The 14,076-nt window shown below is 68.3% G+C and carries 14 protein-coding genes and 1 pseudogene; 4 read left to right on the top strand and 11 right to left on the bottom strand.

Annotation, left to right across the window (positions count from 1 at the left end; all coding sequences use genetic code 11):
- Window positions 1-36 precede the first annotated feature (36 nt).
- The 7 genes and pseudogenes from ACFUJY_RS25190 to ACFUJY_RS25160 form a co-directional block, all read right to left on the bottom strand.
- Window positions 37-450, bottom strand: a complete 414-nt coding sequence (locus ACFUJY_RS25190) for a PIN domain nuclease (RefSeq protein WP_383303617.1) — start codon at window positions 448-450, stop codon at window positions 37-39.
- Window positions 447-782 carry a type II toxin-antitoxin system VapB family antitoxin gene (locus ACFUJY_RS25185; protein ID WP_383303614.1) on the bottom strand — a complete coding sequence of 112 codons (336 nt, stop codon included), beginning with the start codon at window positions 780-782 and terminating at the stop codon, window positions 447-449. The genes ACFUJY_RS25190 and ACFUJY_RS25185 overlap by 4 nt, the downstream gene beginning before the upstream one ends.
- Window positions 783-860: 78 nt before the next feature.
- A pseudogene (locus ACFUJY_RS25180) lies at window positions 861-1,309 on the bottom strand (ATP-binding protein).
- Window positions 1,310-1,462: 153 nt separating this feature from the next.
- Window positions 1,463-1,807 (bottom strand): hypothetical protein, encoded by a 345-nt coding sequence (locus ACFUJY_RS25175; protein ID WP_383303611.1) that lies wholly within the window; start codon window positions 1,805-1,807, stop codon window positions 1,463-1,465.
- Window positions 1,804-2,976 (bottom strand): hypothetical protein, encoded by a 1,173-nt coding sequence (locus tag ACFUJY_RS25170; RefSeq protein ID WP_383303610.1) that lies wholly within the window; start codon window positions 2,974-2,976, stop codon window positions 1,804-1,806. Before ACFUJY_RS25170 ends, ACFUJY_RS25175 begins: the two co-directional genes overlap by 4 nt.
- 132 nt (window positions 2,977-3,108) lie before the next feature.
- On the bottom strand, window positions 3,109-3,243 hold the full coding sequence (locus tag ACFUJY_RS25165; RefSeq protein ID WP_383303607.1) for a hypothetical protein: 135 nt from the start codon (window positions 3,241-3,243) through the stop codon (window positions 3,109-3,111).
- A 193-nt stretch (window positions 3,244-3,436) separates the two neighbouring features.
- Window positions 3,437-3,703, bottom strand: coding sequence for a hypothetical protein (locus ACFUJY_RS25160; protein ID WP_383303604.1), 267 nt, complete (start codon window positions 3,701-3,703; stop codon window positions 3,437-3,439).
- Window positions 3,704-3,919: 216 nt separating this feature from the next.
- Between ACFUJY_RS25160 and ACFUJY_RS25155 the strand changes: the two genes are divergently transcribed.
- The 4 genes from ACFUJY_RS25155 to ACFUJY_RS25140 all read left to right on the top strand — a co-directional run bounded on the left by ACFUJY_RS25155 (window position 3,920) and on the right by ACFUJY_RS25140 (window position 6,693).
- Window positions 3,920-4,489, top strand: a complete 570-nt coding sequence (locus ACFUJY_RS25155; protein WP_383303602.1) for a Scr1 family TA system antitoxin-like transcriptional regulator — start codon at window positions 3,920-3,922, stop codon at window positions 4,487-4,489.
- Window positions 4,443-4,763, top strand: a complete 321-nt coding sequence (locus tag ACFUJY_RS25150) for a DUF5753 domain-containing protein (protein WP_383303600.1) — start codon at window positions 4,443-4,445, stop codon at window positions 4,761-4,763. Before ACFUJY_RS25155 ends, ACFUJY_RS25150 begins: the two co-directional genes overlap by 47 nt.
- Complete coding sequence (locus ACFUJY_RS25145) at window positions 4,760-4,960, top strand: DUF397 domain-containing protein (RefSeq protein WP_383303598.1); 201 nt, start codon at window positions 4,760-4,762, stop codon at window positions 4,958-4,960. Before ACFUJY_RS25150 ends, ACFUJY_RS25145 begins: the two co-directional genes overlap by 4 nt.
- Before the next feature lie 434 nt (window positions 4,961-5,394).
- Window positions 5,395-6,693 carry a hypothetical protein gene (locus ACFUJY_RS25140; protein WP_383303595.1) on the top strand — a complete coding sequence of 433 codons (1,299 nt, stop codon included), beginning with the start codon at window positions 5,395-5,397 and terminating at the stop codon, window positions 6,691-6,693.
- 95 nt (window positions 6,694-6,788) lie between these two features.
- Here the strand turns inward: ACFUJY_RS25140 and pglX are convergent, their stop codons facing one another.
- From pglX to ACFUJY_RS25120, 4 genes are all read right to left on the bottom strand, one after another.
- A complete protein-coding gene (gene pglX / locus ACFUJY_RS25135) occupies window positions 6,789-10,577 on the bottom strand; it encodes a BREX-2 system adenine-specific DNA-methyltransferase PglX (protein ID WP_383303592.1) in 3,789 nt (1,262 codons plus the stop codon).
- A 141-nt stretch (window positions 10,578-10,718) separates the two neighbouring features.
- Window positions 10,719-12,185 carry a hypothetical protein gene (locus ACFUJY_RS25130; protein ID WP_383303589.1) on the bottom strand — a complete coding sequence of 489 codons (1,467 nt, stop codon included), beginning with the start codon at window positions 12,183-12,185 and terminating at the stop codon, window positions 10,719-10,721.
- Window positions 12,182-13,576, bottom strand: a complete 1,395-nt coding sequence (locus ACFUJY_RS25125; RefSeq protein ID WP_383303587.1) for a KGGVGR-motif variant AAA ATPase — start codon at window positions 13,574-13,576, stop codon at window positions 12,182-12,184. The genes ACFUJY_RS25130 and ACFUJY_RS25125 overlap by 4 nt, the downstream gene beginning before the upstream one ends.
- On the bottom strand, window positions 13,573-14,049 hold the full coding sequence (locus tag ACFUJY_RS25120; RefSeq protein WP_383303584.1) for a hypothetical protein: 477 nt from the start codon (window positions 14,047-14,049) through the stop codon (window positions 13,573-13,575). Before ACFUJY_RS25120 ends, ACFUJY_RS25125 begins: the two co-directional genes overlap by 4 nt.
- Window positions 14,050-14,076: the final 27 nt, after the last annotated feature.

The raw sequence follows: 14,076 nt of genomic DNA, 5'->3' as shown, positions 1-14,076 counted from the left end.
GTCCGGTCCGGAGTGGATCAGCGGGCTGCGGCGCCGTCAGGATCGGGGACGCTCCGCAAGCATCACAGTGGGCTGCCCGGTATGCCTGGCAAGTGTCTCGAAGTCCCGGTCACAGTGCAGCAGTGCGACTCCGGACAATTCGGCGACCGCCGCGACGAGCAGATCGACCGGTCCGGCACTGCGGTGTTCGCCGTGTGCGACGAGGAGTCTCTGGACCTCCCGCGCGCGCCGGTAGACACCGTCCGGAGTCGGCGCCCAGGCGTAGAAGCCGTTCAGGTACTGCCGCATCTGCTGGTGGTGGGCGGACGACCGCGCGGAACGCAGCACTTCGATCTCCGTGATCTCACACATCCCGACCAGCCCGGAGTCCAGCGCCTCCCCCCACCCCCACGTGTCCGCGCCGTCTCGCAGAAAGCGCGCCACCGCGGAGGTGTCGGCGAGATGGTTCACGCAGCCCGGTCCTCTTCGGCACCGGGGCGGTAGCCCGTCCCGTCCAGCAAGGCATCCAGATCCAGAGCCTCGGCGGCGGTCCGCTCTGCCGCCACGCGCGCTTCGTGACGCTTGACGCGGTCGCTGACCTCGCGCAATGCCCGGTTGACCGTGTCCTTCTTCGTCTTCGTGCCGAACGCCGCCTGCGCGACGGCCAGCGCCTGCTCATCAAGCTCGATCAACGTCTTTCCCACAGGACACCCCTCTTCGTATATCCGAAATTTATCACGGATACAAGGAGGGGGAGCGGCCTTACCGACCTCGTCGAAAAGTTCGGCGATCAGCTTGGTCACAGCGGAACCTTTCCCGTTACGTCGGACCGGTGTGCAGCGCCGGAAGGTGCCGCGTACGGGGAATCCGCCCTCGGCCGGTCAGTCGCGGGGTTGCACCGTCACCACCGCCCAGACCGTCTTGCCCGGGCCGCCCCTGCGCTCGTCCACGCCCCACTCCTGGCTCAGCGCCGCGACCAGCATCAGTCCGCGTCCCGACTCCGCGTCGCCGGTGGGGAGGGCCGTCCGCGCGGCCGGCCGGCGCTCGCCACGGGTGTCGCTCACCTCCACGCGCCACGCTCGTCGGTCACCCGCACCAGCCGCAGTTGGGCGTCGCGGCCGGGGACCCGCCCGTGCGTGACGGCGTTAGCGGCCAGCTCGCCCACGACCAGGCTGACCGAGTCGTTCACCTCGGAGCCGTAGCGGTGGCCCCAGGTGTGGAGGCGGTGCGAGGCGAGTCGCCGTGCCAGGCGGGCGCCGCGCGCGGTGGAGGAGAAGCGCAGCTCGAAGGTGTTCCCGGTGGGAGGCGCGGGGAGCTCGGTCGTCGTCATGTCCAGGAGTCTCGGGGCGGCCGTCCCGCCCCCACCAGGAGGGACACCCCTACAGACAGCGCCCGTCGGGGGCGGGCCCCTGGCTGTCGGGGCCTGCTCGGCCACCCGAGGCAGGACCCCCAGGACTCTGCCGCGAGGATTGTGTCGTCGGCGTCACCTCTCGGCCGAGGGCGGCTCGGGCAGTTCCCAGACCCGCGCGAATACGTCGGCGACTTGTGGCCAGACCAACTGGCGGGCGTCGTCCACCGAGTCGACCTCATCGGCCAAGGGGCCGAGGAAGACGAACTCGTGGGGGATGACTCTGCCAGCCCTGTCCTTCCGCCCCAGCGGATCCGGAAAACGCAGCGCCCCCTTGTCCGCGACGCGCCGCCAGATTTCCGGTTCGTCCCCGACAGCTGAGAAGGCTTCGTCATAGGCCCGGAGCGGATCCCTGAATCCGCCGTCACGGAGAAACCTGAAACCCCAGGTCCGCCCACGGGTGGCCCAGATGAGGCTCATTTCATGCTCCTCAGAAGGACCTGCTCCTCTTCGCCCCTGTCCAAGTCCATCCGGAACCGGGTCAATGTTGCTGTGAGATAGTTCTGTTTGGCCATTGCTTCAGAGTTCATGTTCTTGAGCTTCTCTCCCGTCGCCTTGACCGCCTCGTCCAGAAGTTCCTTCGAGAGCACTCGGCTGACGAGGTTAAGCACTGCTCCTGCGGGGCCGGCCGGTTTGACCTTTTTTTCGAGCAGCACAGTGGCCAGGGCCCCGACGCCGGCAAGCAGCCCCTCGGCCACCTTTGCAGGGATTTGCTTCGACTGGCCCCATCGGACGTGGCGCTCAAAAGGCAGCATGGCTGCCAGGGGGAGGATCAAATCCATACCAACACGCTTGGTCACCTCAATTTTTTCCTCACCGAACTTCGCCGACGAAAGCAGTACGAAGTCCTCGCCCACGGACAGCGCTTCGTCGGCCTCCACCAGTCCGGCGATCACCTCACGCAATTCGACCAGGTCACCGCCGGCCTTTTCCACGAGGAGATCCCTGAACCCGAACACGTCCATGTCCGGCAGCAGATCGGACTTCGACAGCGCCATGATCCAGATACGCGGAAAGTCGACGAGAGGCTTGCCATCCTCCAGCAGATCATCCTTGAGCGACAGCAACCCGTTGCGAAAATTGGCCAGCAGGGACTTCAGGTACCGTTCTTCCTGTCCGGCGTTCTCCAGCAACAGCTGGCCGTCCACCAGCAGGAGTGCCACATCAGAGGTGAGCAAGGACATAAACGCGTCAATTCTGCGTCGGGCTTCCTCGGGCCCGTTGACATCCCGCTCGAACCACTCCCCCGGGTAATCGTGCCAGACGAGCCGCAGGGCGTCGAAAAGTTTACCCTTGTTCGCCTTGTCCGCCTTGGCGTCGGGGGCATCCTTCATCCTGACCGAGAAAGAATAGGACGTGGCGGCGAAATGGGTGGTTGCGGGAACTCGCGCCGATTTCATGCCGAGGTAATTTTGATGAAGCCGCGTTCCCTGACCCATGTCGTCCGCCACGACACGGAACAGGCTTTTCTGCAGGTGTTGAGGCTCCTGCATGGCTCCATAGAAGGAGGAGAGCATGACGGTCTTCCCGCTGCCACCCTCACCAAAGACGGCAATATGCTGCTCAAGCGCTGCTTTCGTTACTCGCATATGAGGATCATACTGACGTTCCCCTCGTAGCGTGAAGACCATGACTACCGGGGAAATAGGTCAGTCGGCGACGGAAACAGGTGAAACTCGGCGCCCCATCGTGACTTCGGCCGACCGGCACGGCGTAGCGCACTACGGTCGGTCGCGGCGTGACGTCCCCTCCGGCGCCGCGTCCACGACGGCGAGGGTCCGCGTGACACCGGCGGTCGCCACTGGCTGCCGGTGCTTCTTCTGCGGCTCCCGCAGGAGGGCGTTGAGCCGCGCCACCTGCGCACCGTGAGGTACGCCGTGTCCGGCTCCAGGTCGAGGCAGTAGTGCGCCTCCAGCCAGGCAAGGACTTCCGGCCAGGTGCAAATCCTGGTCGCCCTGCGTCCCTGCCCCACCTCGGCCCGCGGGGCCGGGAACGGTGCAACGGTGGCGCGCCGCTTCCCCGCCGCCCACAGGCGGGCGGCTTCGTGGCTCAGTCCTGCCCGCGCGGCGATGTCGGCGAGCGAGACGAACTGCTCGTCGACGCGCTCCACCGAGGCCTGCGCAGCACACGTCTGATGCACAACACCGCAGCCGAAGCGGCGGCCACGGGATCGGACGACGCAGCGAAGACCGTGGCGACCACCTGTCCGGCGGTCTCCTGCCACGCGAAGACGGCCAGGTCGACCGCGAGCTGCTCGACCGTGTCGTCGTCGTTGAGATCGACGGGGCGAACGATCAGCGGGACCTGCGTCTCCACAAGTACGCACTCTCCTGACATCGTCACACCCCTGGCCTTGGACTTCTCCCACACGGTAGCGGGGGGAAGACCCTTCGTATCCGGGCCTCGTGATCTAGCAGCGTGCGCCCTGCGTGGTCACTCACACGACGGACGTTTACATCGATCCCGCCCTTCAACGCCCCTTACGAACCTAGCCCCTTGCCACTGCCTGCCGGCCGAAGGAGCGCGGGACTCATGGATGTTGCGATGGCGGACCCCGTCGAGAGCGCCGCGGAACCGGGCGGCGGGTTCCTGCGCTGCTTCGGCCGCCAGATGAAGCTGCTGCGCGAGGCCGCAAAGCTGACGCAGGCGGAGTTGGGCCTCATCGTCGGGTACGGCGAGGCGCAGATCGCCGCCGTGGAGCAGGGGCGTCGCATCCCGAAGCCGGAGGTGGTGGACGCGGTGGACCTCGCCGTGGGCGCGCGAGGCGTGCTGATGGCGATGAAGGGTGAGGTGGAGCGGGCTCGGTATCCGTCGTTCTTCCGCGAGTTCGTGCGGCTGGAGGCGGAGGCGGTCGAGCTCCATGCGTACGACTCGCAGGTGGTGAACGGGCTGTTACAGAGCGAGGAGTACGCGCGGGCGGTGTTCACCATGCGGCGACCGCTCCTCGACGAGGACACCGTTGCGCAGCGGGTGACAGCCCGACTGGACCGACCGGCAGAAGCTCCTCGTCCGACGACCGGCGCCGCTGTTGAGCTTCGTCATCGAGGAGTCGGTCGTGCGTCGGCCACTCGGAGGGCCACAAGTGCTTCGCGGTCAGCTTGAGCACTTACTGGCCATCGGCCGCCAACGGAACGTAGAGATCCAGATCATGCCGACCAGTCGCGACGAACACGCGGGCCGGGCCGGTCCTTTCACGTTGCTCCTTGCCAACAATCAACGCAGGATGGGCTACGTAGAGACGCACTGCCAAGGTGTCGTGCACTCTGATCCTGCACAAGTTCAGTTGCTCGAATCCACGTACGGCGTCCTTCGGGCCCGGGCCATGACCCCGAAGGAGTCACTGGCTTGGATCGAGATGCTCCTGGGAGAGTTGTGAGGAAGAACGCCGACACGGCAACGGGGCTGGCCTGGAGTAAGAGCAGCTACAGCTCCGGCGAGGGCGGCCAGTGCGTGGAGGTAGCCGCTGCGAACGCCACCGTGCACATCCGCGACTCCAAGCAGGCCGACGGGCCGGTCCTGAGCGTCGAGAGCGCGGGATGGGCGCGGTTCGTGCGGATGGCCGCGCGCGGCTGACGCGCCTGTGCGCGTAGGTGGGCGGGACCGGCTTCCGGACCCGCCCACACGCATGTGTACGGGCCTACTCCGCGGCTTTCTTCCGGCCGCCCCGCTTCCTCTCGGGGCGCCACGCGCGCAAGTCGGCCTCGGGGAGTGGGCCTGAGGGGCGAGAAGTAGCCAATTACCCTGCGTGGCAACGGTTCTGCGTGTACCGCAACTGCCCCCTGGTACCGTCGATGATCGACTGATCACTGAGGGTTGGGAAGGTGGTCACCGGGGGCAGAGAGGAAGCACAAGCCATGCGGGTGCGTGCAGGGGTGGGAGCGATTCTGCTGGTAGCCGTCTCCTTGACGGGCTGCAGCGCCGGGGATGGTGACGGCCCCGGGGGTACCCCAGGCCCCGCCCACCAGGCCGAGCCAGGCTCCGACCACCAGAGCGAGCCGCTCGCCAAGTTGAGCGTGCCCGATGCCTACGACGCGGGCAAGGGCTGGGACGAGACGTTGAACTGGGTGCCCCGACCGGTGGGGTCCCTGCCCGCGACGGTGGCACCCCGCACAGGCGCCGTCGCGCTGATGCACGTCGCCTCCAACGGTTACACGATCGCGGTGCGCGCTGCCGACACCGGCCGGGTCCGCTGGGTGTCGGCGCCTTGGGATCCGCCGACGCCGCTGGAGGGCGCGGCCGGTGACCCGGAGGCGGGGGAGGCGGCGGAGATCCCGGATGTGATGGCCGCCGAACAGGACGGGCAGGAGTACGTCGTCGCGTACGCCCACGGCTTGCGCGGCAAGGACGCCCTGCACAAGGGCGTCGAGGTGGTACGCCTCGCGGTGTATCCCGCCGACGCCACAGGCATGTCGGTGAAGCCGCTGCGGCAGATCGAGGTGCCCGTGACGGCCGACCCCGGGGAGGTCCACGTGAGGGCGGCCGGCGGGCGGGTGCTGGTCGGCTGGGGGGCAGAGGGCCCGTACTCGCAGTGGTCCTCCGCGGTGGACCTCGCCACAGGCAAGACGACCGCTTATGACAACGCCGACGACCTTCTCCCCCAGTGTGCGCAGGCCGACTTCTGCTCCGGCAGTCGTGTGATGGCGGCCACCGCCGACGGCCCTCTGGTCGGTATGGACAGCGGAGGCTTCGGCATGCCGGGCCGCTGGATCAGCGACACCGTACGGCCGGACGGCGTGGCCGCGCGAGCGGGCGTCCTCGAGACCTGGAACGGCATGGTGTACGGCGTCAATGACGGCCACCTGCTCGCCGGCTGGACCACCCACGGTAAGTACGGCTCCGGCACCGACCCGGTGTGGTCCGTGCACGACGTCCGAACGGGACGCCTTCAGGCCACCATGACCTGCGGATACGGCCTCGGAGATGGCATAGGTGGAAGCAACCGCGGTTCGCAGCGCGAATACCCGCTGGTCGCCTCCCCCAACGGCCGTTACCTCGCCGCCGGCCCCGTCGCCTTCGACCTGCGACGGAAGAAGGGCATCTGCCTGGCGCAGGACGGCGACCGCAAGTCGATCGCGATCGCCTCGATCCGCGACGACGGAACGGCGTACGGCGCGGTCCAAGAGGACTCGGCCGCTGGCGACACCGGTCCGGTCGTCGCCCAGATGGACCTCACCTCCGGGCCTGACTCGGCAAAGGTCCTGGGAGTGGGAACCGTCGCTCCCTACGTGCCCAGCGTGAAGGGCTCGGGTCTCTTCCTGAGCCGTGACGGCGACGACTTCCGGGTGTCGCTGCGCCGCGAGCGCTGACGTCGACCGGCGGGTGGTGGACGACGTGTGACGCGCCGGTGCGCGTAGGTGGGTGGGACCGGGCTCCGGTCCCACCCACACGCATGCGTACGTGCCTACTCCGCGGCCTTCTTCCGGCCGCCCCGCTTCTTCTCCGGGCGCCACGCGCGCAGGTCGGACTCGGACAGGTGGCGTTCGGTGCGGCCCAGGTTGAGCGCGCTCTGGAACTCCTCCGCCGGATTGCCGTCCCACTCGTCGTCGAACTCGTCGTACCACTGGTGCACCCAGGGCATGGCCTCCTGGAGCCCGGCGAGCAGCGGCACGAAGCGGGGGTCTTCCTTCGGCCAGCCGTCCTTCTCCGCCCGATCGTGGACGAGGTTCGCCAGGGCCTCCGCCTGCTCGCGGTGGTTCCAGCCGGCCCAGCCGAGCAACAGAGACTGGTCGTTATCGGTCGACGCGTCCGGGTAGGAGATGAACCGCTCCTTGGGCACGTCGAGCTTGCCGCGGTTCGACCAGTAGGAGTGCCTGAGGAAGTCGGCGCCGGTGTACTTCGGCGGGACCGCGATGTCGAGTCGCTGCCCGGTACGGTCCTCCTCGCGCTGCTGCTCCCAGACCTGCTCCCACTGCGCGCGCTTACGGAGGCCGGTCTCCTTGTAGCGCAGGGCGCTGAGGTACGGGACGTGCTCGGGCTCGATGACGGCTGCGAGCACGGTCGCCAGGGAGGCGTCACGCTTGCCGAGGTGGTCGGCGGCGTAGAGAGCGGCGACGGACTGGACGTCCTCGTCATGACGGAGGGCGTCGGCGAGCTGGTTCACGGTGAGGGGACGGGGGGACGTGAACTCGTTCCGCTCCTCGAACCACAGGTCCTTGCGCTCGGCGGCGTCGAGCAGCCAGGTGCGGAGAGCGGCTGCCTCGCGCTTCTCCCAGGGCTCGGTGGACCAGCGGCGCTTGTATTCGGGGCGCTCGATGAGGCGGATGTCCTTGTTGGACTCGATGAGGTCTAGGCGGGCCTGGACGACGTTCTTGTAGGCGTCGGGCCAGTCGGCGGGGATTTCGGTGGTCGGCGTGGAGCGGTGCCGACTGAACCAGGCGGTTTCGGCCTCCTCGTCGCGCACCTTGCGAGCCAGCGTGATCTCGAACGCTCGCTGCCCGAGGGCTGTACGCGGCAGATCGGCGTCGCTTAGCTCGGCGGGGTCGCCGGGGAGCGTGGTTCGCGCGACCTCGGTCGGCGTGAGTAGGCCGTAAGCCCCGTAGGTTGTCCAGTCGAGTTCCTCCTGAAGGGCGATCATGCGAGCGCCGATGCCTTCCTGGGCATCGCGTGCGGCGTCGAGTGCCGTACGGGTGGGAACACTGCGAGCCATCAGGATCGAGGGGTCGTACGCGAATTGCTTCTGAGCGAGGGCGTCGAGTTCGCGGCCATGCGGGAGCGGAAGGTCGGTGGGAAGCGGAAATTCCTGGAGCTTGGTCCCCGTGAACTCGTAGCGCTCTTCCCACTCCTCGTCCTGAAGGCCGCGTCCAAGGCCACTGCCGCCCTTGCCCTGGCTCACCTGCTTCAACCAGAAGCAAGCCGTCGAAGAGTTCAGCACCCCCAGCAGCTCCAGGTGCTGCTCCTCGCTGGCCCCCTCCGGCAACTTGATGACTGGCGCGGAACGATTGAACACCTTCCCGCCCCGGTCCAACACGAAGTGGTTGTGCGTAGCGACGAAAGCGAATGCGATGGACAGGGGGGTGCTGTAACGCGTCTTCACCCACCGGTACCAGGTCCACCAGGGATCGTCGGAGTCAGCGCGCGTTTGACCTCCGAACCCTGTGGTCGATCCAAGTACGGTCCTCATAGACCATAGGTGTCGACCCCACGTGGTGCCCGCCTCGTACGCAATAGGTTCATGTTCCCGGTCGTACGGCACCAGCGCAGGCGTATCGGCTGCCGTTTCCCAGTCCCGGACCACTTCACCGACGACCAGCAAGCATTCCAAGTGGCGCGCATCCGCTCGTTGACTAAACCATTGCCGTGAAAGGAAGAAGACTTCGTCTTGCCCAGGGAAGCTTGCGAATCCGATGGGCCGGTCGAGGACGGCATCAAGTACTCGCGACTTTTGCCCCAGCGCCTTCATTACATCGGCAGCTCCCCCGCCGGACAGGCTCCAAGGGAAGTCCGCAAAGTCCGAACGGCGCTTATCGGTCACGCTGATCCACTCGGACTCGCTCCCAGGCCTCCTCACCTGATGCTTGATCGCCGTCCACACCTGGCCCTTCGCCGGTTCTTTAGGCTGGTCCGGCTCCCCCCGTACGCCCAGCACCGCCCGAATCGGCTGCCCCTGCCGTGCCACCTGGTTCCGGCCGGCCAGGATCACCGTCGGGGTGCCGTGCCCCGGAATGAATGCCCCCGACGTGTCGATGATGTGCGAGAGCTCCACCCCCGGGAAGTCCCGCTTCCGCTTGCTCTGGGGGTCCTTGTACGAGCCTCCATGGAAGTACGCCTCGATGAGGACGTTCCCGAATTCGCGCTTCATGAAGGAGTTCGCGGTGATCTGCCCCGTGAAGCCACCGTCCCGGTGGTCGCCACCACCCCGCACAGCCAACTCGAAGATCCGCTGAGCGAACGGCACCGACAGCGCGTACTTCCCCGCGCAGGCCCAGTACTTGTCCCGGTAGTTCTGGTTCTCCTGCTTGTCCTTCACCGTGATGTACGGCGGGTTCGCCACCACCACGTGGTACGTCCCCTTGCCGAGTAGGTCCACTTCCCCCGCGTACTCCCGCGCATCCTCCGTGCGGTAGTAGAACGTCTCGTCCGCGAACAGCGGCTCTGTGACGCCCTCCGACCCCCGCCCGTGCAGCAGTGAGTCCCCCACCGCCACGCGGATCGGCATCTCCGGCGCGCCTCGCAGCTCCCGTACGCCGCACTCCTTGAGCGCCGCCACCAGGAGGCGGAAGCGGGCGATCGACGCGGCGAACGGGTTCTTGTCCGCGCCGTGGACCGACTCCAGGGCGCGGCGAATGAGCACCCAGTCGTCCGTGCCAGGCTCCAGCTCGCGCCAGCGCGCCAGGATGCGCGTGAACAGGCCGAGCAGGAAGTGGCCCGAGCCGCACGCGGGGTCGATGCAGCGCAGGCCTCGTACCTCGCCGTCCGTGAGTTCGCCGCGCCAGCCGTCCGGCGTGTGCTTCCAGACGGGGTCGAGGCCGAACTCCTCGATGGCCGGGTCCAGTGTCAGGTCGAGGATGAACTCCTCCACGAACACCGGTGTCTGGAGCAGGGCGTACGTCTTGCGGGCGTGCTCGGAGAGGTCCTGGTAGAGGTCGCCGAGGAAGCGGGTGTTCAGCTCGGGGTCGGAGAAGTCGTAGCGGACCTCGCCGTCCGCACCGCGTTCGCGCCAGAACGCGAGCAACCGGGTCGCCGCCTCGTAGGACGGGGTGACCTCCCACAGCGGGTTGTGGCGGCGGTCGAAGAGGCCGGCCGCCGTCGGGTGCGCCTCGCCCAGCGCGCCGAAGGACTCCGTCAGCCAGTCGCGGTCGTTCAGCTCGGGGCTGCGGCGGAAGAAGTCGTCGTGGCGGTCCTGCGCCTCAGCCAGGCGCTCCCCCGGGCCGGAGAGCCAGGCGTCGGGGATCAGGCCGTTGTCCTCGCTGAAGCGGACGAAGACGCAGGCCAGGATCCAGGCGGCCGCGATCTGCACCACGCGTTCGTCGCGCCACGTCTCGTACGGGTAGGCGGTGCGCTCGGAGGCCAGGGCGCGGTCATACTCGGCGTGCAGGGCCGTCGCGTACTCCGGCTCCGACTCCGTGCGCTCCCGGAGGTCCTCCTGCAGGAGCACGACCTGCCGTTGCAGGTCCTTGAGCAGGGCGCCCTGATCGAGCGACGCGGCTTTCGTACGGTCTTCCTCGGACGACACCGGCGGAACCTCTCCCATTTTCCTGGCGAATCCGCCGCCATCCCACGGCGTACGCACGCGCCCGGACGGGCTACGGCAAACTACCTGAATGGACATGGTGGGGACAATGTCCATCAGGGTAGTCTGCAGCGGTTCAGCGAGGGTGGGGGCAGCCTCCGGCTACCCCGCCGACATCGGCACCCCGCCCCGCCGCCCCACCCGGAAGGCGATCCGGTACACGTCGGGCAGGTCCAGGCGCAAGTCGCTGCGGCGGCGCATGACGCCCAGGTCGATCAGTTCCTCGATCAGGCGGGGCAGGTCGCCGGGGTGGCGGGGGCCGGTGCGGACGTGCTCGGGGCCGTCGGTCTGCGCGTATCGGGCGGACTCGGCGCGCAACGCCTCAGACAGCCTCCCGGCCTCCCAGAGCCGGATCACCATGGCCTCCTCGATGGGGACCTGGCAGCCGCTGAGCGGCTCTATGGCCAGTTTGACCCACGGGGTGTCCTCGCTGACCTCGTACACCCGGGTCTCCGAGGCCGCCTGTACCCCCTTGCGGATCGCTTCGTGGTGCAGGGCCCGGTCGTGGTCCGGGCGCTCGGAGCGGGTCGCTTCGGCAGCGGTGAACAGGGCGTGCAGAAAGCTGCGGGGGCTGACCTGCTCGCGGCCGTCCATGAGGTGGTTGGGGAGCCAGGTGTAGGGCCGGCCCTTGCGGAAGTTCGCGCCCATGAAGGGATCGGCGATCTCCTCGAACAGCTTGGTCTGCGCCTGCTCCTCATTGCGGAGCGCCATCGGCGGTACGTACCGCTGCCCACCGGCGTCCTCCCAGCCTCCGGTAAGGCCGCGGAAGCGGGCCGAGGGTTCGCCGTCCTCGTTGCCCAGGCAGTGGAAGAGGAGGCCGTAGAGGTCGGTCTGCGACCACTCCAGCCGGGCCGCGTTGCCGGAGAGCTTGGAGGCGTCGGGGAAGTGGTGTTTCGCGCCGTCGAACATGTCCGGCCGGATGAACACCTTGAAGCGGATGTTCCGCGTGCCGAACCGCATCTGGAGGGCGAGCTGGAGAATGCCGGCGACCAGCCGGTCGGCCTGTTCCCGCTCGCCGTGCAGGTGCTCCAGGGCGTCGAAAAGGAGCAGGTGGACGGTGTTCTCTTCGTGCGCCTGCTGGTCTGCCCGTTCGATGGTGCGCTGGGCCGCGTCGGTGTTCGTCCGCACCCAGGCCACCTTGTCGCTCCAGTCGGGCAGGTCCCGCAGTTCGGGCTGGCCCAGCGCAGTCAGCAGCACCGCGTACCAGATCTCGTGCGGTGGTGTGCCCGCCTCGACCAGGGACCTCAGGGTGGGCTGCCCCGGGTAGCGGGCGGAGTTCAGGTCCATGCCGTGGCCGGGTGCGACGTTCAGCCGTCGCAGGCGTGCGATGCGGTACTCGTCGGCCGCGAAGCCCCTCAGATCGCCGTCGAGCAGCGAGCGGTACCAGAACGTCTTGCCGACGCCCCGCCCGCCCTGCACGACGGTGTTGTCGACGTAGAGGGCGGTGCGGTGTGCGTCCGGCATGAACAGGGTGTGCGCGTTCGGCCGCCGGGTGTCGGCCTCCGTGGCGTCCCGCAACGCGTCCGACAGCAGGTCGCGGTACTCGCGCGCGGTGAGCGGCTTGGTCATCGCGTCCCTTCCTCGTCGCCGGGGCCGGCCGTGATCAGCCGGACGGCGGTGTCCAGGAACTCACCGTACGCGGCCTTCACGAACGCGCGGTCCTGCCAGTTGCGGGCGTCACCGGCGCCCAGTCCCACCAGACCGGGCTCGAAGAGGATCGGGATCGGGTAGTGCGGGGCCGAGTCGTCCTTCTCGCTCGGCGCGAACGCGTAGCGGGCGGTCATGTCCGCCACGCACGAAGGGGCCTCCCCCGGCGCCAGCTCGTCGTAGAGCGCGGCGAAGCACTCGTACGAACGGGCCGTGAAGGCCCCCAGATAGTCGTCCATGGAGTGGTGGACCGTGTCCGGCACCATCGACGCCACCATGCGGAGCTTCTCGCGGATGTCCGGTGCCCGGCCCGAGGCGTGCCAGGCCGCGAAGAGGTCGCCGTAGCCCGCCCAGGTCTGGGCGTTGTCCGCGCCGAAGAGGAGCGCGAGGTCGCACAGGCGGGAGATGGTGACGGCTGCCACGTCGTGGATGCCCGCCCGGCTGTCCAGGAGCACTACGTCGGGGCGCAGGCCGCTGTCCCCGAGCTCCACCGCCATCTCGCAGGCCTCGACCGCATCGGCCAGCCGGTCGGCGAAGGAGGAACCGGGAAGGTCGGCGTAGACGCGGTTGAGCTTGTCGACGTACGCGTACAGGACCCCGTCCGTTCCCTGTCCGCGCGCGGGCGCCACCCACAGCTCGCCCCTGCGGCTGCGCGGGACGTAATCGGTACGCGTCACGAGCTCCAGCCCGTCGGCGTTGCCCACGGCGGCCTCGACGAGGTGGTCCACGATTCCGTTGCGCGGCAGCCCTTCCGGTCCTGCGAGCAGCGGGCCCGCCCCTGGGGACTCCAGGTCGAGGTCGACGACCAGCACGATGTGGCCGTCGTCGGCCAGCCGGCGGGCCAGCATCGCGGTCGCCGTCGTACGGCCCACGCCGCCCTTGAAGCCGTACAGGGCGGTGCGATGCGTACGGGAGCCGTCGGCCTCGGGCCCGGGGGTGGACACCTTGGCCCAGTCTTCGCCGACCACCGTGTTGTCGAGGAGCCGAACGCTCCCCGCGCTACCGGAGGGGCGCAGGGTGTCGGGCGCCGTGCGCTCGGAGCCCAGCAGGGCGTCGGCGGTGATCATCTGCGAGGCGAGAGTGAGCGGGCGGCCCGTGACATAGGGGGTGAGCTGCTCGACCAGCGCGGTGTGCCAGCGTTCCCGCCGCTCGTCGTCCACCGGGTGCTCGCGGTCGTCGACGATCAGGGTGAAGCGTCCCCTTACATCCCTCACGAGCAGCACCGTGAACCCCTCGTCGGCCACGGAGCGGGCGAGGGAGAGGGCGAGCAGCCGGGCTTCGTCGAAGCGGACGGGGGCGGTGCGGGGGCTCATGTCAGGCTTCCGTTGATCAGGGCGTTCTGGTGCAGGGTGACGATGGCAAGGGTCGCTGCGTGAAGCTCCGCGACGGTCTCCTCGGTGATGTGCTCGCAGTGCAGGTAGCGGTCCTGTTCGGTCCAGTTCGCGAAGGCGTCGAGGTGGTCCTCCAGCGCGGCGAGCAGTTGACTGCCCAGCGGGCCGTGGGCGAGAACCGCCAGATCGGTCTCGGTCCAGGGCAGATGCCCGTACTCCTGGGTTCCGCCGGTCTGCTTGCGAATCCACGGCATTTTGGCGGGTTTGCCGTTCGGCTTGGGGTCCAGGCTCGCTTCGGTGAAGAGCAGCAGGAGGCTCTTGAGCGCACACTCCGCGGCGAACCCGAGATGGTGGTCCGCGTTGGGCCACCTGCCGTCGTCCTGAAGGTACTCGGCGTCCCGGAAGTGGCGCTCTGCGGCGCTGGCGAAGTGGTCTTCCACCGAACGGTTCGACATCCTGTGGATCATAGGGTGATCGCCCCG

Origin of the sequence: Streptomyces sp. NPDC057249 (assembly GCF_042669245.1) — a bacterium.
Lineage (GTDB): Bacteria > Actinomycetota > Actinomycetes > Streptomycetales > Streptomycetaceae > Streptomyces.
Note: the sequence above shows the minus strand (reverse complement) of the source record. Positions and strands in the feature narration are given on the sequence as shown.